This is a genomic window from Pseudoalteromonas sp. NCCP-2140, assembly GCF_023708065.1.
Taxonomy (GTDB): Bacteria; Pseudomonadota; Gammaproteobacteria; order Enterobacterales; family Alteromonadaceae; genus Pseudoalteromonas.
In genome coordinates, this window is the sequence record NZ_BRCZ01000004.1 from 16,337 (window position 1) to 31,397 (window position 15,061).

Genomic DNA, 15,061 nt, shown 5'->3' on the forward strand with positions numbered 1-15,061 from the left:
AAAAAAATGAAAAAACTAATTTATATCGCCGCTTTGTTATTCTCTGCCCTGACATTTGCAGGTACCGCTCCATACAGTGGAGAGATAAGTCGTGATGACTTACTTAAAGACTACTCTGCGTTCAGTGAAGAATACGATGAATACTCACCGAGCAAAGAAGAGTTAACCACGATAAAAGCACTGCAAGGTAAGCAGATTTTGGTGTTCTTGGGCACTTGGTGTCATGACTCAAAACGTGAAGTGCCTCGATTTTTGAAGCTTCTCGATACTGCGAAGGTGCAGTTAGGCTCACTTAAATTAGTGGCCGTTGGCTACGACAAGCTAGACCCTGCAGGGTTAGCAAAAGAGCACGACTTAATGTATACACCAACCATTATTGTCAGCGATGGTGAAAAAGAGCTTTCCCGTATGATCGAAAAGCCAAAACAAAGCTTGGCAGTGGACCTTACGCAACCGGGTCAAACGCTATAAAATCATCAATAGATAAGGGCATTGATATTAAGTAACCTTGAATATAATCAATGCCTTTATCACTCACCAACTGCCATTGCTCTGAGCTTTCGACCCCTTCTGCGGTAATCGTTAAGTCTAGTTGATGGGCTAAATCACTCATCGTTTGTAAAAATAAACCATCTCGTGGGTTATCAACGCAGTTACAAATAAAGGCACGGTCAATCTTAACGTTATCTAACGGAAACTGCTGAATCGACGACAGTGATGAATAACCCGTTCCAAAGTCATCAAGTGATAAATTAAAACCTGCTAATTTAAGTTCATGCATTAGGTTTATGGCGTATTGGGTATTTTGAAATAGGGCGGATTCGGTGATCTCAAGATTAATTTTTTGATTAGCCGGAAAAAGCTTAGCTTTTTCTTTACTCAGTCGTTTAACTAAATGCACATCAGAGAACTGTTTACGTGAGAGATTGATCGACACTTTAATACGAATGTTATTTTCAACCATGCGGTGGCAATCTTCAGCAACCTTAGCAACAATCCAACGAGATAATAAATTAATGAGCTCTGATTGCTCAGCGATGGTAATAAACTCCACTGGTGACACAAACCCTCGAACAGGGTGCTGCCAACGTACAAGCGCTTCACAGCCAATCAGTGTGCCATCTATAGTGTTTACAATTGGCTGATACACCATACTTAGCTGTTCGTTGGCCGCAAGCGCATGACGTAGATCACTTTCGAGGTTACTTTGTGCAATAAGCTTATCTTTCAGAGATTGGCTATAAACAGTAAATGGTTTTTGTGTACGGGGGCATTCATTCATCGCAATAAGAGCTGTATTGATTTGCTCAGCCGCATCGATGTTTTGTAAGTGTGGATAACCCACGCCAATGTATAAGTGGTAAAAATGAGCGCTACCAGCGGTTTCAATAATACCGCCGACCTGATGCTGTAATTTATCTAATAGGGCGGCGAGTTTTTCATCAAAAATGGCTTCTTTAAGTAATATTAAAAAACAGCCAGGTTTTATATGAGCGCAAAAAGCTTGATGTAAGTCAGAAAATTCAATTAGCCGGTTAGCTATCGTTGTCTGTAGTTCATTTAAGTAATCTTGACCGTAAATATCTTCTAATTGACGATAGCCTTTGATCTCGGCACACAATAAAGTAAGGCCGCTACTGTACTGGTCTTCAGGGCATAAGCTAGCGATATATTTTTCGCTGTAATGGCGATTGGCAAGGCCGGTGATCGAGTCAAAATGTGCTTGCTGGTAAAGCTCATGTTGGCGTTGTTTTTCAGTACTTATGTCTTTAATCGTACCAACCAAGGTGTTGGTTTTAGGGTTCCATTCAGCGTGTTCATGAAACCAGCGTTTTTCTCCATTGAGTTTAATCGTGTACTCAATTTCAGTTGGGCTACTAGGCTTAGTATGAATAAAATTTAAAAACGAATTTTTATAAAAGCTATCGATTTTTTTACAGACATCAGTAATTGATTGCGCTTTGCTTTGTTCTTTGAATAGCGATTTAGCTTGTGATGATAATTGCCTAATGCTTTTATCAGGCGACAGATGCCAACTGCCTACGCCACTGAGTGACTGAGCTTGTTTTAATTCAAGTGCCTGTTCAGACAGCTCTAAGGTTTGCTTTTGCACAAGTTTTTCGAGGTTTTGCTCATGCTCACGTAACCGACAAGTAATCGTAATCAAATAGCAGCTAACTGATGAAAGTAACAGAGCTATGAGTAGTAATACTAAAAATTCAACATGCGCTCGATAAGCAAACTCGTCTTTAATACCCACAACCCAATGTTGATTTTCAACATCGAGGTTGTAAGTTGACCAGTGGCTTTGCTCAAAACTGTGGTTATTTAAAAGCGGCACGTAGTTATTCGCTGTTTTTTGCCAAACCTCATAGAGGTGAGAGGGGGAGGTGCTCTCAGGGCTCAAATTTGCAATAAATTCTGGAAAGCGCAGCACCGCGATTGCAAACCCCCAAAACTCATTTTGATCAAAAATTGGTAATCGAGCGACTAAGCCTTGACCACCTTGAGCCAACTCTTTAGGTCCATCGATTCGCATTTTTTGCGTATCAATGGCTGTTTGTAAAGACTCTTGAATGCTTTGCATCTTAAATAAATCGACACCAATCACACTCTCGTGACTGGTTAGCGGGTAGCTGTATTGAATTACCCCTTTTGGTGCGAGTTGAATAGTTTGGCTACCATCACTATGAGTTAATATCTCAGTGGCAAGGGTTTCGAATTCAGTTTGTGTGTATGTAAAGTCACGCATCGCGGCGCGAACAAGGTAAGGACCAAGGAGTGCGTTATCGAGGGCTTTTTCAAGTTTATTGCTGTAACTGTTAAGTGCTGCACTTAGCTCAATCTCATGCATTTCTTGTCTATCGTAAAACACTTTTAGTGCGATCGCCGAAAACAAGCAGAAACTGAGAAAAAAAGAAGTAAATAACAACGAAAAATATGTAATATTACGCAATGGCGTCCCTGAATTGAGTGGGTATTTAAGTACTAAGCTCGTTTTTAAAAATACTAGTTTAGGGTTAACTGATTGTCTAGCGAAGAGCTAGAGTTTTAGTTGAATTTTTAGCAAGTTAAAAAAATAATTGTACCTAAATACAATGAATTGCAAGCACAAGTAAGATTAAACACTATGTACCAAGCTGTTATAAAAGCGATAGATGCAGCGAATGCTGTCGATCCAAATCGTGTAAAACAAGATGATCAAGAGCTAGCAAAAGAGTCTTTATATGCAATGCGTATGACCGACATGCTAAACCGTTTCAACCCACAAGCCGATGAGTTGATGCATATTGCTGCGCGAGGCCAACATATTGAGCGTTGGCGCTCTCCTCGCAGTGATTTTCCTATGGGTAAACAAGGTTATTATCAATGGCGTACTGCTTTATATGACTTTCATTCCCAGCGTGTAACAGCCCTTATGAAAACGGCGGGTTATGTACCTCAAGAATGTGAGCGCGTATACGCAGCCGTTGCTAAAAAGAACATAAAACGAAACCCCGATAGCCAATTGATTGAAGACATTGCAAGCCTTGTTTTTATTGAGCATTACATGCTTGATTTTGCAAGTAGTAAGCCTGATTACGATGAACAAAAATGGCTGGGTATTATTCGTAAAACATGGCAAAAAATGTCAAATGAAGCACATGACTTTGTATTAGCTGGTAACATCAGCTTACCTGAGCCGCTTAAACCGTTAATTACAAAAGCGCTAAATTAATTATAAAACAAGGATGGTCTATGTTTTGCCCGCGTACTAAAACAGCCCTTGAAGCAGTGAGCATTGGCGACGTTAACGTGTATTTATCAAAAAGCGGTGGCGTATTTTTTGATAACCGACAAATATTTCACTTTAGCGATCCGAATTTAAAGCCCGCGCAAGTGCTGGTGGCTCATTTACAAACCCTGCCAACAGAATGTGTTGATTTAGCAAAGCGAATTAATTGTCCGAATTGCCCTGATGTAGTGATGATGCGACGCTTTTTCACCCCACTAAAAGTGGTTGAAATAGACGAATGTCCAAATTGTGCTGCTATTTGGCTTGATCATGGTGAGCTTGAAAAGATCCATGAAAATCATTTAACGCCAAAAGAACGTGAAATGCTGCGTATTGATATGGCCAATAATCATGGTTTTATTCAAGTTAAGATCCCAAAAAGGCGCTACTCAGTTCATGCTGAAAAGCCTGAGTCTAATGCAACGTCATCATTAGAGAAACTAGCAGAACTTGCGTATTTATCGATTTTGAATGACTGAAAATAAGAAGCCTGTACCAACTAAGATACAGGCTTTATTTGCATGCTAAGCGTTAAAGCTTAACTAGCATTTTTCCTTTATTTTTACCTTCGAACAGGCCAAGAAATGCATCAATGGCATTTTCGATGCCATGGTATACCGTTTCTTCAGATTTAATTTTACCTTCGCTGATCCACGCGCCCATTTGTTCAATAAACTCAGGGAACTGATCAAAATAATCAATCACGATAAAGCCTTGCATGGTGAGCTTTTTCGAGTTGATATAAAACAGGTTGCTTGGCCCAGGCTGTGCAGTGTCGTTATTGTAACCTGAGATCATGCCACATACAGGAATACGGCCGTAATCATTCATTACATTGAGTGCGGCTTCAAGGTGATCGCCACCTACGTTTTCAAAGTACACATCAATGCCTTGTGGTGCCGCTTGTTCAAGGGCTTCTGTTAGGTTTGCTACCGTTTTGTAATTAATTACTGCATCAACACCCAACGCTTTAACCATTTGTGCTTTTTCGTCAGAGCCAACCGAAGCAATCACTTTACAGCCTTTTAGCTTAGCAATTTGGCAAACAACGCTACCTACAGCGCCTGATGCAGCTGAAACAAACACGGTATCGGTTTCTTTTAGGCTAATTACCTTTGTCAAACCTGCCCATGCAGTTAACCCAGTCATGCCCATAGTACTTAAAAACAGTTGGTCTGGTAAAGGTACGTTTGGCAGTAACGTTAAGTCGCTGCCATCGCTAATGTGCATGGTACGCCAGCCGCTAATATGACTTACTTTGCTCCCAACAGGAAAGTCATCATTGCGTGATTCAATTACTTCGCCGATAGCACCGGCTTCCATCACTTCGTTTAAGTTAAATGGCGCGATATATGATTTACGATCAATCATGCGCGGGCGCATATAAGGGTCAACTGACATCCAGGTATTTTTAATTAACACTTCGCCGTCGTTCAAATCAGGAAGTGTTACGTCTACCTGCGCAAAATTAGCCTGTGTTGGTACACCCGTTGGGCGTGAAACTAAATGAATTTGTTGACTTGTCGCCATATAAACCTCGAATCTGCTAGATTAGAATCAATTAATGAGTTGCACAAAACATTTGCGCGCAAACTATTTGCGATCAATTTAATGATCTTTAGTATAAAAGGCAATAGATCGTCGGAAAATAATTTGCGCGCAAACTAAATTAAGGCAATAATATGGCTGTATTTCAGTTTAGGGTAGCAGCATGAGCAACAAGTTATCAGACAATGTATGTTTCACTTTATACAGTGCAACCAATGCGTTGATCAGAGCGTTTCGACCAATCCTTGAAGCTTATGACTTAACCTATCCGCAATATATTGTGATGCATTCTCTTTGGTATAATAACCAAGTGAGCTTAAAAGCGCTTTCTCATGACACGCACCTCGACTCTGGCACCTTAACACCAATAGTTAAGCGCCTAGAAAGCAAAGGTTTATTGACTCGTCAGGTATCAAATGAAGATGAGCGTAAAAAAGTAATTTCGTTAACAGAGCAGGGCATGCAACTTAAAGTTGATGCTGAAGAATTAACGGCTAAGTTAATGGCACGCTCAAATATGAGTTTGGAGCGAATCGAGTTATTACGCGAGTTAACCCTTGAGCTGCATACTGACCTAACAAAAACGGACCTTACAAAAAGCTAATCTTCTACTAAACACACTAAAGTGCCTTCAATAGCGCGAACATACGCATAATGCTGGGCGTCTTTTTTAGTTGGCGGGCACAATGGCTCAGCACCAGCAAGCACAGCTTTATCGTAACTTTCGACTAAATTATGGCAGCTGAATCTTAGCTCAAAACCAAGAGCTGGTTGCTTAGGATGGGCGCGAATATACCCTTGCTTGAAGTATGATTGCGCATGCGGGTGGGTTGCAAAAGCAAGTTTAATTGATCCTGTAACAAGTTCACCGTACTCGGCATCGTCACTGATATGGTTGGTATTTAAACCAAATGCTTGATAGTAAAAGTCGAGTACCTCTTCTACGCTATCGACGTAAATAACCTGACTTAAAAAGACCATTTATGCTGCTCTATTTATTGTTCGTTTATTAAATAAAGCATAGTTTTAGCAATAAAAAAACCTTGTAAGTCATACTTACAAGGTTTTTTTAATACTTAATACTTACGTAGAAATTACGACTTGTTGCGGTTTTCTTTTGCAAATGCACGAATTTTACGTTTTTGCGATAAAGTCACTTTATTAGTGCGACCCGCGTATGGATTATCGCCTTCTCTAAATTCAATTTTGATTGGCGTACCCATAATACCTAATGCTTTACGGTAGTAGTTCATTAGGTAGCGTTTGTAGCTATCAGGTAAATCATGAACTTGGTTACCGTGGATCACGATACGTGGTGGGTTATAGCCACCTGCGTGAGCATATTTAAGTTTCACACGACGACCACGAACAAGTGGCGGTTGGTGATCAGCTTGTGCCATATCCATGATACGACGCAGCATCGCTGTGCTAATACGCTTAGTTGCTGATTCGTACGCTTCGTCTACTGACTCAAATAGGTGACCCACACCTGTGCCGTGTAAAGCAGAGATAAAGTGCAAACGTGCGAAATCGATGAAACCTAAACGACGGTCAAGCTCTGACTTAATACGTTCTTTAACGTAATCGTCAAGGCCGTCCCATTTGTTAACAGCAACAACCAATGAACGACCTGCGTTTAAGGCAAAACCAAGTAAGCTTAAGTCTTGATCAGAAATACCTTCGCGAGCATCAACCACAAGCAATACCACGTTAGCGTCTTCAATCGCTTTAAGGGTTTTGATCACAGAGAATTTTTCTACAACATCGCTTACTTTCTTACGCTTACGAACACCCGCAGTATCAATAAGAATGTACTCTTTGTCGTTACGTGTCATCGGAATATAGATAGAGTCACGGGTTGTACCCGGCATATCGTAAACGATTACACGTTCTTCACCTAAGATACGGTTTGTAAGTGTTGACTTACCAACGTTAGGGCGACCGATAATAGCAAGCTTTACTGGCTTGTCAGCAAAGGCTTGCTGGTTGTCTTCGCCTTCTTCATCTTCGCTGTAAAGATCAACCAATTCGTCATCACTTTCTTCAAGCTCTTCAGCTTCGCCTGCAAGTTCTGCAATAACAGGCTGTAGAGTTGTTTCAAGTAATTGCGTGATACCACGGCCGTGAGCCGCTGCAATGTGATGTACGTCGCCTAAGCTTAACTGATAGAACTCAGCACAGTATGAGTCTGCATCAATACCATCCACTTTGTTTGCCACAACAAAACATTTCTTTTGTTGTTTACGAAGGTGGTTAGCAATCGCTTGGTCTGCGGCGGTCATACCTGCGCGGGCATCAACTAAAAATAATACGATATCGGCTTCTTCAATCGCTAGTAGCGATTGCTCAGCCATTTCGGTTTCGATACCTTGCTCAGAACCGTCAATACCACCCGTGTCTACCACGATAAATTCATAGCCATCGTAATCAGCTTGGCCATATTTTCTATCTCGTGTTAAGCCTGGAAAGTCGGCTACGAGGGCGTCACGAGTACGTGTTAAACGGTTAAATAATGTGGATTTGCCCACATTGGGTCGCCCAACAAGAGCGATCACGGGAAGCATAAACTACCTCTTAAAAAAACAACAAAAGGCTTCGCCAAGCGAAGCCTTAGAAAAATAACGTTTACTATTAGTAAGTTAGTTTGGAATTTTAACCGCGCTAACTTCACCATCTCGGGTGTATAAAATTAACTTGTCACCGGCAACAACTGGCTCAATAAAGAAACCTGAGCTGTCAAAGTCTTCGCGCGATACAAGCTCACCCGTTTCTTTGTCTAACCAGTGTAGGTTACCTTCTTGGTCACCTAGTGCTAAATATTTACCAGCCACGGTAGGGCCTGTTAAGTACCAGCCGCGCAGTGCCGGTTGGCTCCAACGCTCAATACCTGATGTTTTATCTAGACCGTAAACAACACCTTCGCTATCAACAACATAGATAGACTGGCTATCCATTGATAAATCACGGTAGCTGCTGTACTCACGTTTCCAAACAACATTACCAGAACGAATATCAACGGCTGCTAAGTTACCATTATAGGCGATTGCATAAGCATATGGACCGCTAATTAATGCTTGTGTATCTACATCAACCAAACGTTCAAACTCAGACGCCCCTTTTGGAGAAGCAATTTCAGCACTCCACGCAGAGTAACCATTTTCAGAAATTAATACGCTTAATTTACCTGTTTCAAGACCTAGTAATACACCACCGTTGGCTACAGTTGGTGAACTTTGACCTCGTAATGTAAGTGGTGGCACTTCTTGTTCAAAGCTCCAACGCTCTTCGCCTGTATCTGGGTGTACAGCTAATAATTTACCTGAGCCTAGGTTTACAAAAATTAGGCCGTCGCCTGCAGCTGGTTTAGCAAGTACTTCGCCTGGCATAGTTTTGCGCCAAACGATTTCACCTGTTTCACGGTCAAGAGCAGTTAAGTAACCATGCTCAGAACCAACGAAAATTTTGCCGTAAGCTTGTAAAATACCGCCCGATAGCTTGGCACTTTCTGTGGTTTCCCAAGGCCAGAAGGCTGGGTTTTCACGCACATCGGTTTGCCATAGCGTATCGCCATTTTCAAGCGATAGGGCTTCAACTTCACCTTCGCGGTTTGCTACATACACAACATCGTTATGAATAGCCGGTGTTAAGCGCGAGAAATAGTGCTGAACACCATCACCGATTGATTCTTGCCAAACTACTTCTGTCTCAAATTGATTAACAATTTCAGGCAGTACCAGTTCTTCTTCGTCATCACTGGACGAACACCCAGTCAGGGTTGCGATACACAGAGCAAGTGTTGCCGCTGTTAACTTCTTCATCTTAACCCCTTACGCCGCTGGGCTAGTTTGTGCTAAGTCATCAAGTTTAATTTGTAATAACGGATTGTTTTCAAGGCCGCCATTATCAGCAGCAGCTTGGTATTGGCTGCGAGCTTGGTCTTTGTCGCCTTGTGCAGCATAAACATCGCCTTTTAATTCAGCGACTGCAGCAGCAAATGATGCTGGAAGCTGGGCGTTTAGCGTTGTTAGCGCTTGCTCATATTGCTTTTGTGCAAGGTGAACACGAGCAAGGCGCGTTGTTGCCGTTGCTTTAAGCTCAGGGTTTTGCTCGTTGGTGATGATCCAGTTAAGCTTTTCGCTTGCTGCATCAAGGTCATTCTTGTCAACGGCTTCTTTCGCCGCTACAAATGCTGTTAGCGTGCTGTAGCTTGACTCGCCATTGTCTTTGATAAACGTATCCGCTTTTTCTAGCACGGCACCGCTTTCAACAAGTTGTGTGAAAGAGTCAGATGCTTTCTCAGCTGTGGTGATTTGGTTTTGGTTATAAGCTTTCCAACCATATAAACCACCTAAACCTGCAACAATACCAATTGCAAGTGCTAAACCATTTTCACGGAAAAAGCGTTTGATCGCTTCTTCTTGTTGTTCTTCTGTTGAATAAATTTCCATGCTTACCTCTGTTGCTAGCTGGGCTTAAATAAGTTCAGCTAGTAGCGTTTTCGCTTCTTCTAGTTTTAAGGTGACTTGTTCTTTACGCTCACGTAAGTACTTAATAGTCACAACGCCTTGTTCTAATTCATCTTCGCCGATAATAACTGCGACTAGCGCATCGCTTTTATCTGCGCGTTTTAATTGCTTTTTAAAGTTGCCACCGCCTGCGTGCACCATAACACGTAGACCAGCAACATCTTTACGTAATTGAGCGGCAATGATAGGCGCTTGAATGCTGGCTTTATCGCCCATGGCTGCCAAATATACATCAGCACTACGGCGGATGTCACCTACACTTTCTAGCGCTTGAAGTAATAACACTAAACGCTCAAGACCCATTGCAAAACCTACCGCTGGTGTTGCTTTACCGCCTAGTTGTTCAACTAGACCATCGTAACGACCACCGGCACAAACGGTTCCTTGTGCGCCTAGGCTATCGGTTACCCACTCAAAAACAGTGCGGTTATAATAGTCAAGTCCACGTACAAGCTTTTCATTTACCGTGTATTCGACGCCTGCAGCGTCTAAACGTTCACATAAATTTTCAAAATGTTCTTTTGATTCAGCGTCTAAGTGCTCAGATAGTTTAGGCGCATCAGTTAAAATAGCTTGTACATCAGGGTTTTTGCTATCTAACACACGTAAAGGATTAGTGTGCATACGACGCTTAGAGTCTTCATCAAGTACATCGACGTGTTGCTCTAAGTAAGCAACAAGTGCATCTCGATAGTCTGCACGCGCTTCATTTGAACCCAATGAATTAAGCTCAAGACGAACGTGCTCACTGATACCAAACTCTTTCCATAATTGGGCTGTCAGCAAAATAACTTCTGCATCAATATCAGCAGTGGCAATGCCGAATGTTTCTAAACCAAATTGGTGGAATTGACGGTAACGGCCTTTTTGTGGACGCTCGTGACGGAACATAGGGCCCATGTACCATAAACGTTGTTCTTGGTTATACAGTAAACCGTTTTGATTACCTGCACGCACACACACTGCGGTACCTTCAGGGCGAAGAGTTAAGTTATCGCCATTACGGTCAGCAAAGGTGTACATTTCTTTTTCTACGATATCGGTTACTTCACCGATAGAGCGCTTGAATAGGTCGGTTGATTCAACAATTGGAAAACGAATTTCTTGATAACCAAACGATGAAACTGTTTCACGTAAAATGTCTTCTACTTTCTGCCAAATTTGCGTATCGCCTGGCAGACAATCGTTCATACCACGAACTGCCTGAATTTGTTTTGCCACTGATAAATCCTAAATACTGTACTTGCGCTGAAAAAATCGCGCCTCAAGAAAAACTAAAAAATTGACCCGCTATTATACCGTTTGGGCTCTAAAGGTAAACGGCAAACCCAAGGGTTTGCCGAGTATATGCGAATTATTCAACGATTTTGATGTCGATTGGCGTTTCTTTCTCTTTTTTAGCGATAAAGTCGCGCACATAGCCTTCAAGTTGGTCGACAATGTTATCGTTATCGATACGTGCTTTTTGGCGCTCACCATTGATGTATAAGCCAGAGCGACGGTTCGCACCAGCAAGGCCGATATCACTAACCAGCGCTTCGCCAGGACCATTAACTACACAACCAATCACCGACACTGACATAGGCTCAACCACATCTTCAAGGCGCTCTTCAAGCTGGTTCATGGTGCTTACCACATCAAACTCTTGGCGTGAGCAGCTCGGGCAGGCAATAAAGTTAATGCCGCGTGAGCGAATGCGTAATGATTTTAAAATATCAAACCCCACTTTGATCTCTTGTACCGGATCGGCAGCAAGTGATACGCGTAATGTGTCACCAATGCCTTCGGCAAGTAGCATACCTAAACCAACAGCCGATTTAACAGAACCTGAGCGCATACCGCCTGCTTCGGTAATACCTAAATGCAGTGGCTGGTCGATTTCTTTGGCAAGTAAACGATATGCACCGACCGCTAAAAATACATCTGACGCTTTAACAGATACTTTAAATTGATCAAAGTCTAAACGTTGTAAGATCTCAACATGGCGCATAGCTGATTCAAGTAAAGCTTCTGGTGTTGGTTCGCCGTATTTTTCTTGTAAATCGCGCTCTAATGAACCGCCATTAACACCAATACGAATAGGGATGTTATGCTCACGTGCAGAGTCTACAACGGCACGAATACGCTCTTCGCTACCAATGTTACCGGGGTTAATACGTAAACAATCCGCACCATACTGAGCCACTTTTAATGCAATACGGTAATCAAAGTGAATATCCGTTACCAGCGGGATAGTGACTTGTTCTTTAATGCTTTTAAATGCTTCAGCTGCTTCCATGGTTGGTACAGACACACGCACAATATCGGCGCCGGCATCTTGAATAGCTTGAATTTGTGCAACCGTTGCATCGATATCTAGGGTGTTGGTGTTAGTCATCGACTGAACGGCAATTGGCGCACCATCACCAATTGGCACGTTACCTACGTTAATACGGGTCGATTTTCTGCGTTTAATAGGAGATTCTGAAAACATTGCGGTTACTCTGATAACGGTAAAGTAAATTTAGCTAAGCGATTTTTGGCAAAATGTGAGGTATCGACGGCTTGACCTTGAAAAGTAATATCGACTACTTGGTGTTTGCCGAGTACCACACTAAATGGCTGTGGGCCGGTTACTGTCATAACGTAACCTGCTTTTTTAACACCAAAAGCAATACGATCGCCGTTGCCATCGTGAATTTCTACCCAGCTATCTTCATTGAAATGCATCACCACTTCGCTGTGCTCAGGATCTGCCTTTTCAGTTTGTGGCTGAGCAGTAGGTTGGTTTTGTGATGCAGTTTGATTTTGTGTTTCGTTGCTGGTCGTTGGCGCATCAGCTTCAGGCTGAGCGATTTCTTGCTCGCCTTCAGCGAGTGGTTGAATGGTTTCTTCAGCTGGTGCTTCTACAGCTAAGTCAGGTGAAATATCACTGCTTTCAAGTTGATTTGGCATCGCAGTCGTGACCGGCTCTTCGATATTCTGGTTGCTATTTTGCCACCACCAAAACACAGACGAGCCAATGATCACCGCTAAGATAAAGTAGCTAAACAGCATTAAACGGCTGTCATGTGCTTCTTTTTCTGTGCGGCGAGAAAAGCTCTGCATTTTTGACTTTTTCTCAGGCTCAACGTGCTCAGGCAGTAATTCAAGCATGGCTTGGCTATCGATTTTAAGCTCACGGCAATAGCTTCTGATATAACCTTTTACGAAGGTCGCAGGGCCTAGTAGTTCGTGCTCGTCGTTTTCTAGTCGTTGTAACTGTAAAACTGATAACTTTAATGCACCAGCAAGTTGCTCAAGGCTCATTCCTGCGTCTTCGCGGCGCTTTTTTAGCGCTTGGCCGAGCGTTTCTTGCGGTTGTTCTAAATTGTTTTCTTCATTCATAATGCGTATGAGTCTGGATCTACCAATAAGAGTCTATGCCCAGGTTCTAGGGCGACATCTGGGCTCAATTTGTTCCAGCGCATTAACTGATCGATTAATACGCTATGCTGTGTGGCTATGCTATAAAGCGTGTCGCCATCGCTGATGTTGTGGTAAATGTGCGGATCGTTCAAATAAATGCGAGTACCGTTTTGTACACGATCCGATTCTTTTAGGCCATTCCACAGCAAAATCTTTTGTAGTTTAACATTGTATCGCACCGAAATGCTAAAGAGGTTTTCACCATTTTCAACAATATGATAAGGGATATTCAGCGCCGGTACATTTGCGTTCAGCATAGGTAAATTGAGTGGCTCGTTTGTCACGCTAAAGTCAGTGCTATTTGCAGATGATGTCGTTGTTTGACTGCCACTAAATACATTTTCGTCTTTTTCTGCTTCGTAAAACACCACAGTGCTGGCATCATTTTTAGTATTTTGCGAGTTTGCTGGCGTTTGTTGTTGAACGCTTGGCGTTTGCGGTGCACCAAATGACACTATGGTCACTTCATCATTACTTTGCGCTGGTTTTTGCGCGTCTGTTTGCTGCTTTGCAATAACTGGAGTTTGTTCAACTTTACGAGAGGAAACTGTTTGGAAACCTTCGTCAGTTTTCTTTGTGAGCGTATCTTGCGTTTTATCGCTCGTCTGCGAAGAGGCGAGTGTCTCTGTTACGGGCTTTTCCTCGCTGTCTGAGTTTACCTCAGTAGGCACCTGCTTATTACTTTGCGCAACAGTTTGTGGCTCGGGTTGAGTTTTGTTTACAGTTGGCTGCTCAACTGAATAAGCTTGTTCATTAGTTGTTGGAAAATTTGTGGTCTTTACAAGGCTTTGCCCGGTAGTAGCCACTGACGCCTGCGCAACAACAGGTTGTTTAGCTGGCGCTTTTCTTTTCACGATGCGAATTTTTGGCTGATCTTTGCTAACTGCGCTGTTATCGCTTGAGATTTTCAGTTCTTCAAGCTGGGCTTGACGGTATTTTTCACGCAGAACTTCAAATTCTGAGCGTTTAGTTTGCCCTGCTGTAATTGCTTTTGCTTCGCTCGAACCCGGGTAGGTTTGTAAAATGATACCCGCCGTTGTTTCGGCTTTTTCAATGTGGCCCATCCGTTGCTGAATTAGGTAGCTGAGCATGAGTGCGCGAGGAGTCACACGACCGGTTGATTCGTATTTTTCAATAATATCTTCCGCTTTATGAAGATCGCTTTTAGCATAATACAAACCGGCAAGGCTAATCATTGAAGAAGGGCGCTGCGAGCTGTGATTTAGCGCTGATTTTAGGTATTTTTCTGCGTTTTCAAAGTCATCAAATTCAATTGCACATAAGGCTAAGTTTTCGTAACTTTCAGCTACACGGATATAGCTAGGAACTGCAATCGCTTTAAGAAGCTCTTCGGCAGCGCGGTCATATTCGCCAATGCCACACAAAAAGACACCATAGTTATTTAAGGTGTTCGGATCATTAGGGGCGATTCTTAAAGCGCGTTGATAGGCTTTATCGGCTAGCTCTGGTTCATCAACTTGTTGATAGTAATAAGCTAAAGAATAGTGTACTTCTGGGAGATCAGGAGCAAAATCAGCTGCGCGTTCTAGGTTATATTTTGCTTGCGAGTTGTTGCCTGTTTTTAAGTACTGTAAAGCAAGGGCGATACGAGTACGGGCAGCACCGGTATTGTTAACCTGTTTTTCAACAACGGGTCTGTCGCTACCTTCGTAGCTGTTTTCTGTAACACACCCTGTTAATGCGAATGCACCAACAGTAATGGCAAGTATAGAACGCATTACCTAATCTCTTCTTTGATTCCGTA

The 15,061-nt window shown here is 42.5% G+C and carries 14 protein-coding genes; 4 read left to right on the forward strand and 10 right to left on the reverse strand.

What is annotated here, in order from left to right; translation table 11 throughout:
• Nucleotides 1–6: 6 nt before the first annotated feature.
• Nucleotides 7–471: a thioredoxin gene (locus NFU46_RS09305; RefSeq protein ID WP_251601339.1), complete on the forward strand. Its 465-nt coding sequence runs from the start codon at nucleotides 7–9 to the stop codon at nucleotides 469–471.
• On the opposite strand, the gene NFU46_RS09310 is transcribed toward NFU46_RS09305, so the two are convergent.
• On the reverse strand, nucleotides 446–2,854 hold the full coding sequence (locus NFU46_RS09310) for a bifunctional diguanylate cyclase/phosphodiesterase (protein WP_251601341.1): 2,409 nt from the start codon (nucleotides 2,852–2,854) through the stop codon (nucleotides 446–448). The two genes, NFU46_RS09305 and NFU46_RS09310, sit on opposite strands and share 26 nt — an antisense overlap.
• Before the next feature lie 276 nt (nucleotides 2,855–3,130).
• Between NFU46_RS09310 and NFU46_RS09315 the strand changes: the two genes are divergently transcribed.
• A complete protein-coding gene (locus tag NFU46_RS09315) occupies nucleotides 3,131–3,718 on the forward strand; it encodes a DUF4202 domain-containing protein (protein ID WP_251601343.1) in 588 nt (195 codons plus the stop codon).
• Nucleotides 3,719–3,738: 20 nt separating this feature from the next.
• Complete coding sequence (locus NFU46_RS09320; protein WP_062565869.1) at nucleotides 3,739–4,254, forward strand: zf-TFIIB domain-containing protein; 516 nt, start codon at nucleotides 3,739–3,741, stop codon at nucleotides 4,252–4,254.
• Nucleotides 4,255–4,306: 52 nt separating this feature from the next.
• Here NFU46_RS09320 and NFU46_RS09325 read toward each other — a convergent pair whose 3' ends face one another.
• Nucleotides 4,307–5,305 carry an NADP-dependent oxidoreductase gene (locus NFU46_RS09325; RefSeq protein ID WP_251601345.1) on the reverse strand — a complete coding sequence of 333 codons (999 nt, stop codon included), beginning with the start codon at nucleotides 5,303–5,305 and terminating at the stop codon, nucleotides 4,307–4,309.
• A 181-nt stretch (nucleotides 5,306–5,486) separates the two neighbouring features.
• Between NFU46_RS09325 and NFU46_RS09330 the strand changes: the two genes are divergently transcribed.
• Nucleotides 5,487–5,927 (forward strand): MarR family winged helix-turn-helix transcriptional regulator, encoded by a 441-nt coding sequence (locus tag NFU46_RS09330; RefSeq protein WP_175079516.1) that lies wholly within the window; start codon nucleotides 5,487–5,489, stop codon nucleotides 5,925–5,927.
• Here the strand turns inward: NFU46_RS09330 and NFU46_RS09335 are convergent.
• The 8 genes from NFU46_RS09335 to pilW all read right to left on the reverse strand — a co-directional run bounded on the left by NFU46_RS09335 (nucleotide 5,924) and on the right by pilW (nucleotide 15,035).
• Nucleotides 5,924–6,304: a VOC family protein gene (locus tag NFU46_RS09335; RefSeq protein ID WP_251601347.1), complete on the reverse strand. Its 381-nt coding sequence runs from the start codon at nucleotides 6,302–6,304 to the stop codon at nucleotides 5,924–5,926. The two genes, NFU46_RS09330 and NFU46_RS09335, sit on opposite strands and share 4 nt — an antisense overlap.
• Nucleotides 6,305–6,417: 113 nt before the next feature.
• A complete protein-coding gene (der, locus tag NFU46_RS09340) occupies nucleotides 6,418–7,887 on the reverse strand; it encodes a ribosome biogenesis GTPase Der (RefSeq protein WP_054553521.1) in 1,470 nt (489 codons plus the stop codon).
• Nucleotides 7,888–7,962: 75 nt separating this feature from the next.
• A complete protein-coding gene (bamB, locus tag NFU46_RS09345) occupies nucleotides 7,963–9,141 on the reverse strand; it encodes an outer membrane protein assembly factor BamB (RefSeq protein ID WP_251601349.1) in 1,179 nt (392 codons plus the stop codon).
• 9 nt (nucleotides 9,142–9,150) lie between these two features.
• Entirely contained in the window at nucleotides 9,151–9,771 is a 621-nt protein-coding gene (locus NFU46_RS09350; RefSeq protein ID WP_175079519.1) for a tetratricopeptide repeat protein, read from the reverse strand.
• A 24-nt stretch (nucleotides 9,772–9,795) separates the two neighbouring features.
• Nucleotides 9,796–11,070: a histidine--tRNA ligase gene (gene hisS / locus NFU46_RS09355; RefSeq protein ID WP_058584526.1), complete on the reverse strand. Its 1,275-nt coding sequence runs from the start codon at nucleotides 11,068–11,070 to the stop codon at nucleotides 9,796–9,798.
• A 133-nt stretch (nucleotides 11,071–11,203) separates the two neighbouring features.
• Nucleotides 11,204–12,322 carry a flavodoxin-dependent (E)-4-hydroxy-3-methylbut-2-enyl-diphosphate synthase gene (gene ispG / locus NFU46_RS09360; protein ID WP_054553525.1) on the reverse strand — a complete coding sequence of 373 codons (1,119 nt, stop codon included), beginning with the start codon at nucleotides 12,320–12,322 and terminating at the stop codon, nucleotides 11,204–11,206.
• Between the two features lie 5 nt (nucleotides 12,323–12,327).
• Nucleotides 12,328–13,215, reverse strand: coding sequence for a RodZ domain-containing protein (locus NFU46_RS09365; RefSeq protein WP_251601351.1), 888 nt, complete (start codon nucleotides 13,213–13,215; stop codon nucleotides 12,328–12,330).
• On the reverse strand, nucleotides 13,212–15,035 hold the full coding sequence (gene pilW, locus NFU46_RS09370; protein ID WP_251601353.1) for a type IV pilus biogenesis/stability protein PilW: 1,824 nt from the start codon (nucleotides 15,033–15,035) through the stop codon (nucleotides 13,212–13,214). Before pilW ends, NFU46_RS09365 begins: the two co-directional genes overlap by 4 nt.
• Nucleotides 15,036–15,061: the final 26 nt, after the last annotated feature.